Genomic DNA, 13619 nt, shown 5'->3' on the forward strand with positions numbered 1-13619 from the left:
GTCCTTTTGTCGCTCGGCCGCGTATCGGGGAGTATGACCGACTCGAACGCGGACGCGGCGACGCGACGGGCGCGGATCGCCGAGGCCATCACGGCCCACCGGCAGGCCGGAAGCGAGGAACCGGTCCTGTTCGCTACCGGGGCCGAGCGGGACGATGACCGTGGGGACGGTGGCGGGAACGACTCGACCGCCACTCGCCCGTTCGTCGACTACCAGGACCGCGAGATAACCGTCGAACTGACCGACGCGGAGCGCGACCGGCTCGACGACCTCCTCGGGGAGTTCACCGTCTTCAAGATCGCACAGCCGGCGACCCGGAAGGCGGGCGACGGCGTCGTCCACGTCTCGGCCATCGCGGACCCGAAGCACGCCGCCGACTTCGTGGACCGGCTCTTTCTCGACGTGTTCGAGGCCGGCGCAGGGTACGGACTGGTCGTGGAGGACTAACTCCGCCAGTACGACGGCGAGAACAGGACGAGCACCGAGAGTATCTCCAGCCGGCCGATCCACATGAGCAGGACCATGTAGAGTTTCGCGGGCGCCGAGAAGGGGAGGAAGTTGTTCATCGGGCCGACGACGCCGAACCCGGGGCCGATGTTACCGAGCGTCGCGACGGCGACGCTCATCGCCTCGCCGGTCGAGAGGGCGATCCCAGTCCGGTTCGCGTCGAGGAAGATGAGGACCGTCGAGAGCGCGAAGATGGTCAGGAAGACGAACGTGAACACGAACAGCCCGCGGATGGTCTCCTCGTCGATGATGCTGTCGTCGACGCGGACGGCCTCGACGGCCTCGGGGTGGACAGTCGAGAACAGCTCGCGGCGGATCGACCGCTGGATCACGTACCAGCGGATGATCTTGATGGACCCGGCTGCCGACCCCGCGGACCCGCCGAGGAACATCGCCAACAAAAGGATGGTCTGTCCCGACTGGCTCCAGGTGTTGAAGTCCATGCTCGCGTACCCGGTCGTCGTGACGATGGCCGCGGCCTGGAAGGTGGCCTGCCGGAGCGAGTTCTCGGCGTTGCCCGCGATGGTATCGACGTTCTCCGGAATCGTCTCCAGCCCGAACCCGAGAAAGAGGAGGCCGGCGAGCAGTGTCACCACGACGCCCATCGCGAACAGGTACGAGCGGAACTCGGCGTTGCGAATCAGCCGCTCGGGCTGGCCCCGGATGACGTACCAGAACAGCGCGAAGTTCGCCCCGGCGAGGATCATGAAGGGGATGACGGCCCACTGGACGATGGGCGTGAACGCCTCGATGCTCCGCGCCTCCGGCGAGAAGCCGCCGGTCGGCAGCGTCGTTAGCGCGTGGGCGACGGCGTTGTAGAGGCCCATGTTCGGCGCCAGTCCGAGGAGGTTCAGCGAGAAGTAGACCGCGAAACAGGCGACGGTGAGGCCGATGTAGATGAGCCACAGCGCGCGAGCGGTCTCGCGGATGCGCGGCGTGAGTTTCTCGACCGACAGCCCCGGCGACTCCTCCTGCATGAGCCGCGCGCCACCGACCGAGAGTTCGGGGAGGATGGCGACCATGAGGACGACGATCCCCATGCCGCCGAGCCACTGGGTGACCTGGCGCCACATGAGCATCGACCGGGAGTGTTGCTCGAAGGAGATTTCGCCGAGCACGGTCGCGCCGGTCGTCGTGAACCCGCTCATGCTCTCGAACAGGGCGTTGACGGGGTGGGCGACCGTCCCCTGCCCGGCGACGAGGTAGGGGAGCATGCCGACCAGCGGCACTGCGACCCAGGTGAGCGCGACCATCAGGAAGGCGTCGCGGTGACCCAGGTCCGGGTCGGGCCGGAGCCGTTGCATGAGCGTGCCGACGCCGACCGCGACGAGGATAGTCACGAGGAACGGAAGCGGATCCTCGCCGTAGTAGAGTGCGAGGAGGGTCGGAAACGTGAGCGGCACGGCGAGAAAGCGGACGACACTTCCGACGAGACTGAGACTCGCCCGCCAGTCGACGCGGACCGTATCGGACAGCGCCATCGGTATACACCTGAGCGATTGTCGGCCGCGGTATGAATCCTGCGTTCTCCGACGACGAGTCCGAGTGGATATGACCCGCTCAGGACGTCCAGAACGCCGGCGAGAGGACGACCAGCACCGGGATGACCTCGATCCGACCGATCCACATCAGCGCAGTCATCGTGAGCTTCGTCGAGGCCGAGAACGGCTCGTAGGTCCCGTACGGTCCCGCGAAGCCGAACGCCGGGCCGATGTTGAGGAACGTCGCGGCCGCGGCCCCCATCGCCTCGAACTCCCCGAGCGCGAGGCCGACCCGTGCCGCGTCCGTGACGAGAAAGACCGTCGTCAGGCCGAAAATCAGGACGCTCAACAGCGTGTACGCGAACACGTCGCGCACGACCCCCTCGTCCACGACCTGTCCGCTCACCCGGAGCGGCCTGATGGCCTCGGGGTGAACGCGCGTGAACAGGTCACGGCGCAGTCCCCGGATGACCACGAGCCAGCGGAGGGTCTTGATCGAACAGGTCGTACTGCCGGCCATGCCGCCGACGAACATCCCGAGAAAGAGGATGTGCTTCGCGGCCGCCGACCAGATGTCGAAATCCACCGTCGCGTAGCCGGTCGTCGTGACGATAGAGACCGTCTGGAAGAGGGCGTGCCGAACCGTCCGTTCGACGGTCGCGAACTGGCCGTCGAACCACAGGAAGACCGCGGTCAGTCCGGTGAACGTGAGGAGGACCGTGACGTAGAACCGGAACTCGTCGCTCCGGCGGAGCCGCGTCAGATCCCCCCGCGTCAGCCGGTAGAGCAGGACGAAGTTCGTCGCGCCGAGGAACATGAACGGAATGACGGCCCACTGGACGGCCGGTGAGAACGCGCCGATGCTTTCGGCCCGCGGGGAAAAGCCCGCCGTCGAGACCGCGGTGAAGGCGTGCGCGACCGCGTCGTAGAGTGTCATTTCCGGCGCGAGTCCGACCAGTCCGAGTCCGAGAAGAACGGCCACCATCACGGCGGTCAGGGCGACGTACAGCGCGCCGATGATGCGTGCCGTCTCGGCGATGCGTGGCGTGAGTTTCGTCACGTCGTTCGTCTGGCTCTCGGTCTCCATCAACTGAGCACCTCCCACGGAGAGCTGTGAAAGCAACGCGACCGCCAGCACGAGGATACTCAGCCCGCCGATCCACTGGAGGACCGCCCGCCACAGCAGGAGTGCCTGCCCGTGTGCCTCGAAGGAGACGATGACCGTCGCGCCCGTCGTCGTCACGCCGCTCATGCTCTCGAAGAGGGCGTTGCTGGGCTGGCTGAACACCCCCGACCCGACGACAACGAACGGGACCATCCCGACGAGCGCGACGGCCAGCCACGTCAGCGAGACCACCAGAAACGCCTCCCGCAGGCCGAGTTCGTCGCGATCGAGCCGTTCCAGGCCGAATCCGAGCCCGGCCGAGAGCACGGCCGTCGCGAGGAAGGGAACCGGCGGTTCCCGGTACCAGAGTGCGACGAGCGCGACGGCGAGAAGCGGGACCGCCAGCATCTTCAGGACCGTGCCGACCAGCGCGAGACTGGTGCGCCAGTCGACCCGAGTTCTCATATCGACTTCGTGACTTCGCCGACGACGCCACCGGCGGCGAAGACGACGACGTGGTCGCCGACCCGGACCTTCGTATCACCGCGTGGCGTGATGTGCTCGCCGTCCCGGGCGATGGCGCCGATGACGACCCGGTCGGGGAGGTCGTCGGCCGCCTCCCGGATCGTGCGCCCGGCGAGGAGGCTGTCGGGACCGATCTCTATTTCGAGCACTTCGGCCCGGTCGCCCTCGATGATGGCGACGTTCTCGGTGCGGCGCGAGCGGGTGAAGCGGATGATCTCCTCGGCGGTCGCCTCCCGGGGACTCACCGCCACGTCGACGCCGACGGCCTCGAAGATGTCGGTGAAGTCACCGGTGTTGACGACCGCGATGGTCCGCTCGGCACCGATCCGCTTCGCCAGCAGCGTCGCCAGGAGGTTCTGCTGGTCGTTCTCCAGGGCGGCGATGAACACGTCGGTCCTGTCGACGTTCTCGCGTTCGAGGAACTCTTGGTCGGTCGCGTCACTGTGCATCACCGTCGTTTTCGGGAGGTTCTCGGCCAGCCAGCGGGCGCGTTCCTCGTCGCGTTCGACGAGCCGCGGGGTGAACCCCCGCTCTTCGAGCAGGGTAGCCGTCTGGAAGCCGATCTCCCCGCCGCCGACGACGACGATGTCGTCCGGTCCGTCCTTTTCGGGCGCTATCGCGGCGCTGAACTCGCGCGTGCTCTCCGGACTGCCGATGACGACGACGTCGTCGCCCGGTTCTATCGTCGTGTCCCCGCGCGGGATGACGACCGATTCGTCGCGCATGATGGCGACGAACGTCAGCGACTCGAAGCGGTCGGCCTCCCGGACCGTCTGGTTCGCGACAGGGCTCTCGGCCGGAATCTCGAATTCGGTCATCTGGACGAGGCCGTCCGCGAACATGTCCACGTCCTGTGCAGTCGGTAATCCGATGATGCCGACGATGGTCTTCGCTGCCAGCAGGTCCGTACACACCATGAAGTCGACGCCGAAGGGCGTGTGCGAGCGCTGCCAGGCCCGGAGGTACTGGGGGCGCTTGACCCGGGCGATGGTGAACGCGTCCGACACGGCCGAGGCCGTCCCGCAGGTGACGATGTTGGCGTCGTCGATGTCGGTACTCGCGATGACCATGTCCGCGTCCTGTACGCCGGCTTCCGCCAGCGTGTCGAGGTCGCGACCGTCACCCTGGATAGCCAGTACGTCGACGGAGTAGTTGAGTGACTCCACGCGGCTCCCGTCGATGTCGACGACGACCACGTCGTGCGTGTCCGCGAAGCTCTCCGCGATGCTCGAACCGACCTGTCCCGCACCGACGACGATCACGCGCACGGTCGATCACCCGACGCCGCTGTCATGCCGCACACGTTCCGAGCGCTTCGGGAAGAGGATTTCCCTTTCTCTGGCCCCATCACGGCGCCGTGTGCGAGAACTTAATGCCGGTGGGGCCACAACCGGACAACGATGACCGACAGTGCCGTCCACGGAGCGGGTGGTGACGTGCGCGAACCGCGCGACACACGCGACTCCGACGATGAGTGACGTCTTTGAGCGCGTCCTCCTTCCGGTCGCAAACGACGACGACGCCGAGGCCAGTTGCCGGGCCATCGAACCGTACGTGGGCGCGTCCGTGGTCGCCTGCAACGTCGTCGAGAAAGCCGGCGGCGCGCCGGACAAGGCCTCCGTCGAACAGCGCGAACTGGTGGCCGAGGATGCCTTCGCGGTCGTCCGCGACCGCCTCGGCGACGTGACCGAGGTCGAGACCACGATCCGCTACGACACGGACGTGGCCGACGCGATCTTCGACGCGGCTGCCGACGTCGACGCGACGGCGATCATCTTCACGCCGCGGGGCGGGAGCCGGTGGCTCCGACTGCTGACCGGTGACGTGGCGATGGACCTCGTCAATAAAACCGACCGCCCAGTAGTCGTCCTGCCGGACGTGAGCGAGGAAGAATGACGATCAAACCAGTGGGGACAGACCGATGAGCGGTAGCGACGAAGAACTCGCGAAGGACCTCGGCCCGCTCGCGGCGCTGACTATCGGCGTCGGGACAATGATCGGGGCGGGGATATTCGTGTTGCCCGGTGAGGCTGCTGGCGTCGCCGGCCCGCTCGTCGCAGCGTCGTTCGTCGTCGGCGGCGTCATTTCGCTGTTTACCGCGCTGTCGGCCAGCGAACTCGGCACCGCCATGCCGAAGGCCGGCGGCAGTTACTACTACGTCAATCACGCGCTCGGCCCCCTGTTCGGCTCCATCGCCGGCATGGGCAACTGGATGGGGCTGGCATTCGCCTCCGCGTTCTACATGATCGGGTTCGGGGGATTTTTGATCGAACTCGTCGCCATCCCGCGTCTCGACCTCGTCGTCCTCGTCCTCGACCCGACCCAGGTCGCGGCCCTGGTCGCCGGGACGGCGTTCGTGCTCGTCAACTACGTCGGCGCGAAAGAGACCGGTCGGCTGCAGAACATCATCGTCGTCACGCTGGTCGCCATCCTGACCGTGTTCACGGTCCTCGGGGCGCTGAGCGCGGACCTCTCGACGCTGACGCCCATCGCCCCCTTCGGTCTGGACTCGCTGCTCCCCGGAACGGCGCTCGTGTTCGTCTCTTTTCTCGGGTTCGCGAAGATCACGACCGTCGCCGAGGAGATCAAGAACCCAGGCCGGAACCTCCCGCTGGCAATCGTCGGCTCGGTCGTCATCGTGACGGTCATGTACGCGATCATCATGGTCGTGCTGATGGGCGTCATCAACTGGGACGTTCTCGCACAGTCGAGCACGCCCGTCATCGACGTGGCGGAGGTCGCGTTCGGCAACGCCCTCGGACTCTCCGTCGTCGGCGGCGGCCTCATCCTCTTTGCAGGTCTGCTCGCGACTGCCTCCAGCGCGAACGCATCCATCCTCGCGTCCTCGCGCATCAACTTCGCGATGGGTCGCGACAAACTGATCACGGCCTGGCTGAACGAGATTCACTCCCGATTCGCCACGCCGTACCGCTCTATCGCCGTCACCGGCGCGTTCATCCTGGCGTTCATCGCCGTGGGCGATATCAAGACGCTCGCGAAAGCCGGGAGCGTCCTCCACCTCATCGTTTACGGGCTGATGAACCTCGCGCTCATCGTCATGCGGGAAGCCGACGTGCCCGAGTACCAACCGGATTTCACAGTGCCGCTGTATCCGTTCACGCCGATTCTGGGGGCCGTCCTCTCCTTTGGCCTCATCGCGTTCATGGCGCCCATCGAAATCGCGCTCAGTCTCGCCTTCGTCGGGTTCGGCATCGTCTGGTATCTGGGCTATGTACGGACGCGGGCCGACAAACAGGGCATCCTCGGCCAGTACATCCTCTCGCGCTCGGAGACGATGCCCGACGCGGCCGTCTCGGCCGCCGCCGGCGTCCAGCCCGACGGCGGCGACTTCCGCGTGATGGTCCCGCTGGCCAACCCCGAACACGAGAAAGACCTCATCACGCTCGCCAGCGCCATCGCGAAACAGCGCGGCGGGTCCGTCGACGCGGTCCACATCGTCACCGTCCCCGACCAGACCACGCTGGAGTACGGGGCCGAACACGTCGACCAGCTCGACGCACACTCCGACGACCTGCTTCGGGCGGCCCGGGCCGACGCCGAGACCTTCGACGTCCCGGTCGAGACCCGGACCATCCTCTCGCACCGTTCCTTCGAGGAGATCTTCACCGCCGCCCGCACCCACGACGCCGACATGGTCGTCATGGGCTGGGGCCCCGATTCCCACGGTTCGCCCGGTCGTGCCGAAAGCGCTATCGACGAACTCGCTCACGACCTCCCCTGTGACTTCCTCGTGTACAAGAACCGCGGGTTCGATCCGTCGCGACTGTTGGTCCCCACGGCGGGCGGTCCCGATTCGGACCTCTCCGCCGCTGTCGCCAACATGCTCGAAGCTGAATTCGACTCCGAGATCACCCTGCTCCACGTCGCCGACGACCAGGACGCCGGCGAGCAGTTCCTCGCCGAGTGGGCCGCCGACCACGACCTCGGGGACGCCACGCTCCGCGTCGAGACCGGCGACGTCGAGACCGCAATCGAGACCGCCGCCGCCGACACCTCGCTGCTCGTCATCGGCGCCACTGAGGAGGGGCTGCTCGAACGCCTCGTCCGCGGCTCGCTCGTCCTCGACGTCGTCGACGACGTGGACTGTTCGGTCCTGCTCGCCGAGAAAGCACGCCCCCGGTCGCTGCTCGAACGACTGTTCGGGTGACGCCCGGGCCGGACCTGGGTAACCCGGACGGAATCTCGTTCGACCGCCCTCAACGGACCGCCCGCCATGACGTGACCGGCCACGGTCTGTGCGGGCGGTCGAGGTCGTCCGTGTCGTCCCGCGGGCCATCCGACCATGGGTCGACGCTCACGTCATTGCGGTTCGCCGCGGACCGTGTTACCACTCGCCGTCCGAATGTCGAGAAGAAAGGGAGTCGGCGACCGCCTCAGTCGCTGCCGAACATCTGGCGCATCATGGGGTGCATCTCCATGAGCTGTTCTTCGGCGATCTCCTCGTAGAGCTTGTAGGTGATCGAGACCGTCAGCAGCAGGCCCGTCCCGGAGACGTCACCGACCGTCCCCATCATGTTCGCGAAGACGGCGAGGACGCCGACGAGCGCACCGCCGATGACCGTCACCTGCGGAATGTACCGCTCCAGGACCGTCTCGATGACCTGTGGGTTCTGCCGGAAGCCGGGGATCTGCATCCCGGACCCGTGAATCTGCTGGGCCGTCGCCTCCGGCCCCATGTCGGTCGTCTCCACCCAGAAGATGGCGAAGATGGCCCCGCCGATCACCATGAAGGTGAGGTCGACGGCGACCCGCGCCATGATCTGTGGCGGCGTCGCGCTCGTCTGCCCGAGCCACCACATCCACTGGCCCGGCGTCTGAATCGGCGCCAGGTAGTAGAAGAGGCCGCCGACAGGCTGGCCGGAGGAGTACACCCCCAGCCAGGCCGGCATTCCGTTGCCGAGCTGTGCCCGAAGGATGCGGCCGAGGAACTGGATGTTCGCCTGCAGCGCGCGGACGAGGATCATCGGCAGGACGCTCGCGTAGATGAGCTTCACCGGGAAGCGACCGCGTGCACCTTTCACCCGCGTGTTGCTCAGCGGGATTTCGACGCGGACGCTCTCCGCGTACACGACGATCACGAAGATCAACAGCGTCGTGAACAGCGCGATGATCTGCCCCTGGCCGAACAGCAGGACCTGGAGCCCGCTCGGACTCAGCAGGGGTCCGGTGTTCGCGTTCCCGAGCAGGATCGAGATCCACGTGGGAATGAGGCCCGGCTGCTGGGCGCCCAGCGCCGGCACGGAGACCAGACCGCCGATGAGCGACTGGCTCACGCCGGCGATGATGAACAGCCCGACGCCGGAGCCGACGCCCCACTTCGAGATGATCTCGTCCATAAAGAGGATGAGCACCCCGCCGGCGAACACCTGCAGGAACATCAGCCACTTCACGCCGAGCAGCCCGATACCCAGTTGCTGGGCGACCTGCGGGTCCGCCGGCAGGAAGTTGCCGGCGAAGACCATCGGGAACCCGGTCAGGACACACATGACGATGACCAGTAGCTTCTGGAGGCCCTGGTAGAGGACCTGGTCGCGCGGATTGTTCTGCGTGTCCAGTCCGAGCAGGTCCGCACCGCCGAGCAGTTGCAGGACGATGGAGCCCGTGACGATGGGCCCGATCCCCAGCTGCAGAATGGTCCCCTGTCCCCCGGCGAGGATCGAGCGGAAGCGACCGAACAGGTCGCCACTGCCCGTCCCCAGCCCGTAGAGGAAGACGTTTGTCAAGAAGAAATACAGCACCAGAACGCCGGCCGTCCACGCCAGCTTCCGCTTGAAAGGGACGTGCCCCTCCGGGCGACGGACGGACGGCATCCGGGTGAGTATCGGTTCCGCTGTCTCCTTCCAACCCATGTTACGCCGCCCCTTCTTGCTCCTCTTCCGTAGATGTGTCGGCTTCGCGTTCGGCCTTGCGCTCCTCGCCGTGTTCGGTCAGCTCAGCGCTGCCGCCGGCGTCCTCGATCTTCTCGCGGGCGCTCTCGGAGAACGCGTCCGCGACGACGTCCAGTTCGTTGCGGACCTGCCCGCTCCCGAGGACCTTCACCGCGTCGACCTCGTGGCCGTCCTCGACGACCTCGCGGGCGTCGATGCGGTAGCCACCGCCGGTCTCCTCGGCGAGGTCGTCCGCGACCAGAAGCGGCGCGTCCTCGTCGAGTTCGCGGACGTCGACCTCCGCGACCTCCTCCTGGGACTTCTCCGGGCGCTTGAAGCCGGACTTGCCGAGCGGTTCGTAGTTGTGGAACTCGTGTTTGTCACGGCCCGCACGCCCGCGCCCGCCCCGGTGGCCGGCGCCGCGGCGGTTCTTGTGGCTGCCGCCGCCGTGCGTGCGCGAGCCGCGCTGTCGTCGTTTCTTGCTCGTCATTATCGCATCGCCTCCAGCAGTGCGTCGATCTCCTCGGTGGAGTGTTTCCCGAGCTGGCCGCCCTCGGCGGTCGGCTTCTTCACGCCGTCGTGGCCGCCACGCGGCGGGTGCAGCCGGATGGCCGGCGCCAGTCCTGCGTCACGGAGCGTCGTCTCCTCGGAGAGCAGACCCCAGGCCAGTCCCGCGATGTCGTCGTAGTCGGTGTGCTCTGCGACCCACTCGTCGTCGATGTCGGCGTCGCCCTCGAGGGGTTCGCCGCGGCGACGCAGGAGGGTCTCGACCGTCTCCTGGCTGGGCTCGCCGTAGGCCACGTAGTCGTTGACCTTCGTGATCATCCCGCGGTAGGTGTCTTCCTCGGGGACGAACGTGCAGTGGTTCACGTCGTGGACGTTCAGCATCTCCAGCGTGTCCGCCACTGCAGTATCCATGTTCACCTCACCGCGGACCTGGACGAGCGCCTGCATCACTCGATCACCTCGCGTTTCTCCATCGTCCGCTGGGGGACACGCGCCTCGGCCGTGTTCCGGAGGGCGTTGAACGTCGCCTTCGCGAAGTTGACCGTGGTGCGGGTGTTCCCCGAACTGCGCGTCCAGATGTCCTCGATACCGGCGAGTTCGAGCACGTGGCGGACGGTCTCCCCGCCCGCGAGGCCCAGCCCGCGCGGTGCCGGCTGGAGCTCGACCTCGACCGACCCGGCCTTGCCCGTCGTCCGGAGCGCGACCGTGTGCGGGCGACCGCAGCCACACTCCCAGGACCCACAGCCCCGGGAGACGTTGATGAGGTTCAGTTTGCCGACCTCGATGGCCTTCTGGATCGCGCCGCCGACCTGGTCGTCACGCCCTTCGGCGTAGCCGACCAGCCCGTCGCGGTTGCCGACGACGACGACACACCGGAACTTCACCCGGCGGCCGGAGTCGGTCATCCGCTGGACCATGTTGATGTCCAGGACCTCGTCTTGCAGGTCCGGGACCAGCTGGTCCACGACCTCCGGCTCCTTCAGCGGGAGGCCGGAGTTCAGCGCCTCCGTCATCGAATCGATCTCGCCGTCCCGGACCTTCCGTCCGAGACGGGTTCGTGGTTCCCATCCGTCAGTACTCATAGTTCAGTCTCCATCAGTGTCTCCCGCACCTCGTCGAAGTGGGCGGGCAGTTCCGTGGCGTCGAAGTCGCCGCCGTACAGCTCCTCGTCGAGACTCTCCGCGTACTCGGCGATGTGCTCGCCGCGGGTCCGCTCCCAATCGGCCAGCACGCTGTCGTTGTGCGGGATTTCGAGCCCTGCGTCGATCGCACCTTCCTGTACCGCGAACACCTTGTTGCCGGGCGTCGCGGAGTTGAGTCCGATGTCGAGGACGCCCTCCTCGAACCCGGCCGCGACCGCGCGCTTTCCAGCCAGCAGGCCGGTCAGGTACGCGGCCGGCAGGTTCCCGGTGGGGGCCTCCCAGCCGAACTCGTCCAGGTCGGTCGACTGTGCACTCGCGACTGTCTCGTCACCCTGTGGCCCGGTGACGATCAGCTGCGCCATAGTCTGCCGGTTGCTCTTCCGAGCGACCAGCCGGGGTTTCCCGGATTTCAGCAGGCGCAACCTCTGATGGTAGTTCGTTCGGGCCTCGCGGCGACGCCGCATCGGCACCTTGTATCGTGGTCCTGTTGCCATAGTCACTCACCTCCGTACTGCTCGTCGATGAACCGCTCCATGTCGTCGACGCTGTCGAACTCGCCACCGCCGGCCTGATCGTACAGCTTGCGGTACGCCGAGCTCGACAGCTCGCCGTCGTCACGGAGCTCGCGGAGCCGCCGCCGCTGGGCGCGGATCCGGTTCCGCCACTCGTCTTTCTCGTTCTGCCGACCGCCGGCCTTCCCGCGACGGGAGCCCGGACCGGTCTGGTGGCCGTACGACCGCTTCTCGGCGCGCTCGCGTGCGCGACCGCGGGAGTTCCCCGACGGCTCGTCGGCCTGAATGATACCCTGATCGACCAGCTCGCGGATGTCCTCGCGGGTGATCGCGTCCGCAATCTCGCCCTGCTCTTCGGGGTCGAACCAGAGCCGGTTCTTCCCGACGTCGAGGACGTCCGCCGCCAGTCGTTTCTGTGCGCTCAGATTCGTCATGAGTCGACCTCCACTTCCTCGTAGGTCGGGTTCAGGACCCGGATGCCCTGCTCTTCGGCCTGTTCCTCGATGCGCTCGCGCTTCCGGCCGCCGACTTTCGAGGCGATCCGGACCGCCTCGCGGTCGCCGTCGACGCCCTCGAGGTCGTCCACGTTGTGGACGCGGACCTCCTCGAAGCCGCTCGGGTGTTTGCCCCGGACGGCTTCCGGCGTCCGGAAGCCGGCCTGGACCGTGTCGCCTTTGCCCTTGATGCCGCGGCGCTGCTTCGAGAGCTGCCCGCGGGGGCGGCGCCACGACGTCGAGACGCGCTTTTTCTTGTGGTGGTCCTGACGGTTGAACTGCGGCTTGTTCACCTTCCCGCGCTCCTTCAGGAGCCGCTTCTCGTTGTCCGACAGGTCCGGCGTCTTCTCGGTCAGCCCGCGGGCACGCAGTTCCGTCTCCACGTCCTCCTCGGGCGCCTCGGGCGCTTCCTCTTCGACCTCGGCCTCGGTCTCCTCGTCGACTTCCAGACCGCCGACGTCGGCCTTGATCCGGGCCGCCAGCGCGTTGCCGATGCCGTCGACCTCGGCCAGTTCGTCCTGGCTCGCGCCGCGGACGTCGTCGACCGTCCGGTAGCCGGCGCCTTCCAGCGCCGCCGCCTTCGAGTTGCCGACGCCGCTGATGTCGGTCAGGTCCTCCAGTTCGTCCGCTTCGTCCTCCGCGTCGTCGGTCGACTCGGACTCGTCGGCCTCGCCCTCGTCTTCGGCGGGCGCGTCCTCCTCGACCTCGGCTTCGGCCTCTTCGTCGACTTCGAGGCCACCGACGTCGGCCTTGATCCGGGCCGCCAGCGCGTTGCCGATGCCCTCGATCTCGGCCAGGTCGTCCTGGTCGGCCGCCGCGAGGTCCTCGACGGACTCGTAGCCAGCACCACGGAGTGTCGCGGCCGTCTCGCGGTCGACGCCAGCGATGTCCTCGATCTCCGCGGGTTCGTCGTCGGCCATCAGGCGTCACCTCGGTTCGGCTTCGCCGTGATGTAGACGCCGTCCTGGAACACCCGGATGTCCTTGTCCTTGACTCGGGTGAGCTGCTCGATGTCGGCGGCGGTCTGGCCCACGGCCTCGATGTCGGGGCCGCTGAGCGTGAGTTCCTCGCCGTCGATCTCGACCTCGGTGTCCCCGTGGATCGGCGTCCGCCGGGGCGCTTTCTCGCCGAGGAAGTTCTCGATGACGATCTCGCCGTCTTCGGCCCGCACCGTCATCGGGAAGTGGGAGTAGAAGACTTCCATCTCGTACTCCCAGCCCTCGGTCACGCCGTGGAACATGTTCCTGACGTGACTCTCGAAGGTGCCGAGCGTCGCCATCGTCTCCGCGTCTGTCTCCTCGCTCTCGACGACGACTCCGCCGTCGTCGACGGCGACGTCGACGTCGGGATACCAGAGCCGTCGCGTCACGCTGCCGTTCGGCCCCTCGACCGTGAGGTCGAGGTGGTCCGTCTCGGCGCTGACTTCGTCCGGAATTTCGAGTTCTGTTCGTGGCATTG

General features: G+C 67.1%; 14 protein-coding genes. 3 read left to right on the top strand and 11 right to left on the bottom strand.

The window, feature by feature from the left end; genetic code table 11:
• Window positions 1-33 precede the first annotated feature (33 nt).
• Window positions 34-447 (top strand): DUF7975 family protein, encoded by a 414-nt coding sequence (locus MUG96_RS15820; protein ID WP_246984267.1) that lies wholly within the window; start codon window positions 34-36, stop codon window positions 445-447.
• On the opposite strand, the gene MUG96_RS15825 is transcribed toward MUG96_RS15820, so the two are convergent.
• From MUG96_RS15825 to trkA, 3 genes are all read right to left on the bottom strand, one after another.
• Window positions 444-1988, bottom strand: coding sequence for a TrkH family potassium uptake protein (locus tag MUG96_RS15825; RefSeq protein WP_246984268.1), 1545 nt, complete (start codon window positions 1986-1988; stop codon window positions 444-446). The genes MUG96_RS15820 and MUG96_RS15825 overlap by 4 nt on opposite strands.
• Before the next feature lie 79 nt (window positions 1989-2067).
• A complete protein-coding gene (locus MUG96_RS15830; protein ID WP_246984269.1) occupies window positions 2068-3558 on the bottom strand; it encodes a TrkH family potassium uptake protein in 1491 nt (496 codons plus the stop codon).
• Complete coding sequence (gene trkA, locus MUG96_RS15835) at window positions 3555-4886, bottom strand: Trk system potassium transporter TrkA (RefSeq protein WP_246984270.1); 1332 nt, start codon at window positions 4884-4886, stop codon at window positions 3555-3557. The genes MUG96_RS15830 and trkA overlap by 4 nt, the downstream gene beginning before the upstream one ends.
• A gap of 202 nt (window positions 4887-5088) precedes the next feature.
• Between trkA and MUG96_RS15840 the strand changes: the two genes are divergently transcribed.
• Together MUG96_RS15840 and MUG96_RS15845 are read left to right on the top strand one after the other, a co-directional pair.
• Window positions 5089-5514 (top strand): universal stress protein, encoded by a 426-nt coding sequence (locus tag MUG96_RS15840; RefSeq protein WP_246984271.1) that lies wholly within the window; start codon window positions 5089-5091, stop codon window positions 5512-5514.
• A 25-nt stretch (window positions 5515-5539) separates the two neighbouring features.
• Window positions 5540-7786 (top strand): amino acid permease, encoded by a 2247-nt coding sequence (locus MUG96_RS15845; protein ID WP_246984274.1) that lies wholly within the window; start codon window positions 5540-5542, stop codon window positions 7784-7786.
• Window positions 7787-8012: 226 nt separating this feature from the next.
• Here MUG96_RS15845 and secY read toward each other — a convergent pair whose 3' ends face one another.
• The 8 genes from secY to MUG96_RS15885 are packed head-to-tail and all read right to left on the bottom strand — an operon-like array spanning window position 8013 to window position 13617.
• Window positions 8013-9488, bottom strand: coding sequence for a preprotein translocase subunit SecY (secY, locus tag MUG96_RS15850; protein WP_246984276.1), 1476 nt, complete (start codon window positions 9486-9488; stop codon window positions 8013-8015).
• A 1-nt stretch (window position 9489) separates the two neighbouring features.
• Entirely contained in the window at window positions 9490-9996 is a 507-nt protein-coding gene (locus MUG96_RS15855) for an uL15m family ribosomal protein (RefSeq protein WP_246984278.1), read from the bottom strand.
• Window positions 9996-10460 carry a 50S ribosomal protein L30 gene (gene rpmD / locus MUG96_RS15860; RefSeq protein WP_246984280.1) on the bottom strand — a complete coding sequence of 155 codons (465 nt, stop codon included), beginning with the start codon at window positions 10458-10460 and terminating at the stop codon, window positions 9996-9998. Before rpmD ends, MUG96_RS15855 begins: the two co-directional genes overlap by 1 nt.
• Window positions 10460-11095 carry a 30S ribosomal protein S5 gene (locus MUG96_RS15865; protein WP_246984281.1) on the bottom strand — a complete coding sequence of 212 codons (636 nt, stop codon included), beginning with the start codon at window positions 11093-11095 and terminating at the stop codon, window positions 10460-10462. Before MUG96_RS15865 ends, rpmD begins: the two co-directional genes overlap by 1 nt.
• Window positions 11092-11649, bottom strand: a complete 558-nt coding sequence (locus MUG96_RS15870) for a 50S ribosomal protein L18 (protein ID WP_246984282.1) — start codon at window positions 11647-11649, stop codon at window positions 11092-11094. The genes MUG96_RS15865 and MUG96_RS15870 overlap by 4 nt, the downstream gene beginning before the upstream one ends.
• A 2-nt stretch (window positions 11650-11651) precedes the next feature.
• The gene (locus tag MUG96_RS15875) at window positions 11652-12101 is read right to left on the bottom strand and encodes a 50S ribosomal protein L19e (protein ID WP_246984283.1); all 450 of its coding nucleotides are present in this window, start codon (window positions 12099-12101) and stop codon (window positions 11652-11654) included.
• The gene (locus tag MUG96_RS15880) at window positions 12098-13081 is read right to left on the bottom strand and encodes a 50S ribosomal protein L32e (protein WP_246984284.1); all 984 of its coding nucleotides are present in this window, start codon (window positions 13079-13081) and stop codon (window positions 12098-12100) included. Before MUG96_RS15880 ends, MUG96_RS15875 begins: the two co-directional genes overlap by 4 nt.
• Window positions 13081-13617: a 50S ribosomal protein L6 gene (locus MUG96_RS15885; RefSeq protein WP_246984285.1), complete on the bottom strand. Its 537-nt coding sequence runs from the start codon at window positions 13615-13617 to the stop codon at window positions 13081-13083. The genes MUG96_RS15880 and MUG96_RS15885 overlap by 1 nt, the downstream gene beginning before the upstream one ends.
• Window positions 13618-13619 lie beyond the last annotated feature (2 nt).

Origin of the sequence: Halorientalis marina, from assembly GCF_023028345.1 — an archaeon.
GTDB classification, from domain to species: domain Archaea; phylum Halobacteriota; class Halobacteria; order Halobacteriales; family Haloarculaceae; genus Halorientalis; species Halorientalis marina.

Bases quoted from the DNA above. Each gene is read 5' to 3' on its own strand.
- MUG96_RS15820 (WP_246984267.1), top strand. From the start codon at position 34: ATGACCGACTCGAACGCGGACGCGGCGACGCGACGGGCGCGGATCGCC.
- MUG96_RS15825 (WP_246984268.1), bottom strand. From the start codon at position 1,988: ATGGCGCTGTCCGATACGGTCCGCGTCGACTGGCGGGCGAGTCTCAGT.
- MUG96_RS15830 (WP_246984269.1), bottom strand. From the start codon at position 3,558: ATGAGAACTCGGGTCGACTGGCGCACCAGTCTCGCGCTGGTCGGCACG.
- MUG96_RS15840 (WP_246984271.1), top strand. From the start codon at position 5,089: ATGAGTGACGTCTTTGAGCGCGTCCTCCTTCCGGTCGCAAACGACGAC.
- MUG96_RS15845 (WP_246984274.1), top strand. From the start codon at position 5,540: ATGAGCGGTAGCGACGAAGAACTCGCGAAGGACCTCGGCCCGCTCGCG.
- secY (WP_246984276.1), bottom strand. From the start codon at position 9,488: ATGGGTTGGAAGGAGACAGCGGAACCGATACTCACCCGGATGCCGTCC.
- MUG96_RS15855 (WP_246984278.1), bottom strand. From the start codon at position 9,996: ATGACGAGCAAGAAACGACGACAGCGCGGCTCGCGCACGCACGGCGGC.
- rpmD (WP_246984280.1), bottom strand. From the start codon at position 10,460: ATGCAGGCGCTCGTCCAGGTCCGCGGTGAGGTGAACATGGATACTGCA.
- MUG96_RS15865 (WP_246984281.1), bottom strand. From the start codon at position 11,095: ATGAGTACTGACGGATGGGAACCACGAACCCGTCTCGGACGGAAGGTC.
- MUG96_RS15870 (WP_246984282.1), bottom strand. From the start codon at position 11,649: ATGGCAACAGGACCACGATACAAGGTGCCGATGCGGCGTCGCCGCGAG.
- MUG96_RS15875 (WP_246984283.1), bottom strand. From the start codon at position 12,101: ATGACGAATCTGAGCGCACAGAAACGACTGGCGGCGGACGTCCTCGAC.
- MUG96_RS15880 (WP_246984284.1), bottom strand. From the start codon at position 13,081: ATGGCCGACGACGAACCCGCGGAGATCGAGGACATCGCTGGCGTCGAC.
- MUG96_RS15885 (WP_246984285.1), bottom strand. From the start codon at position 13,617: ATGCCACGAACAGAACTCGAAATTCCGGACGAAGTCAGCGCCGAGACG.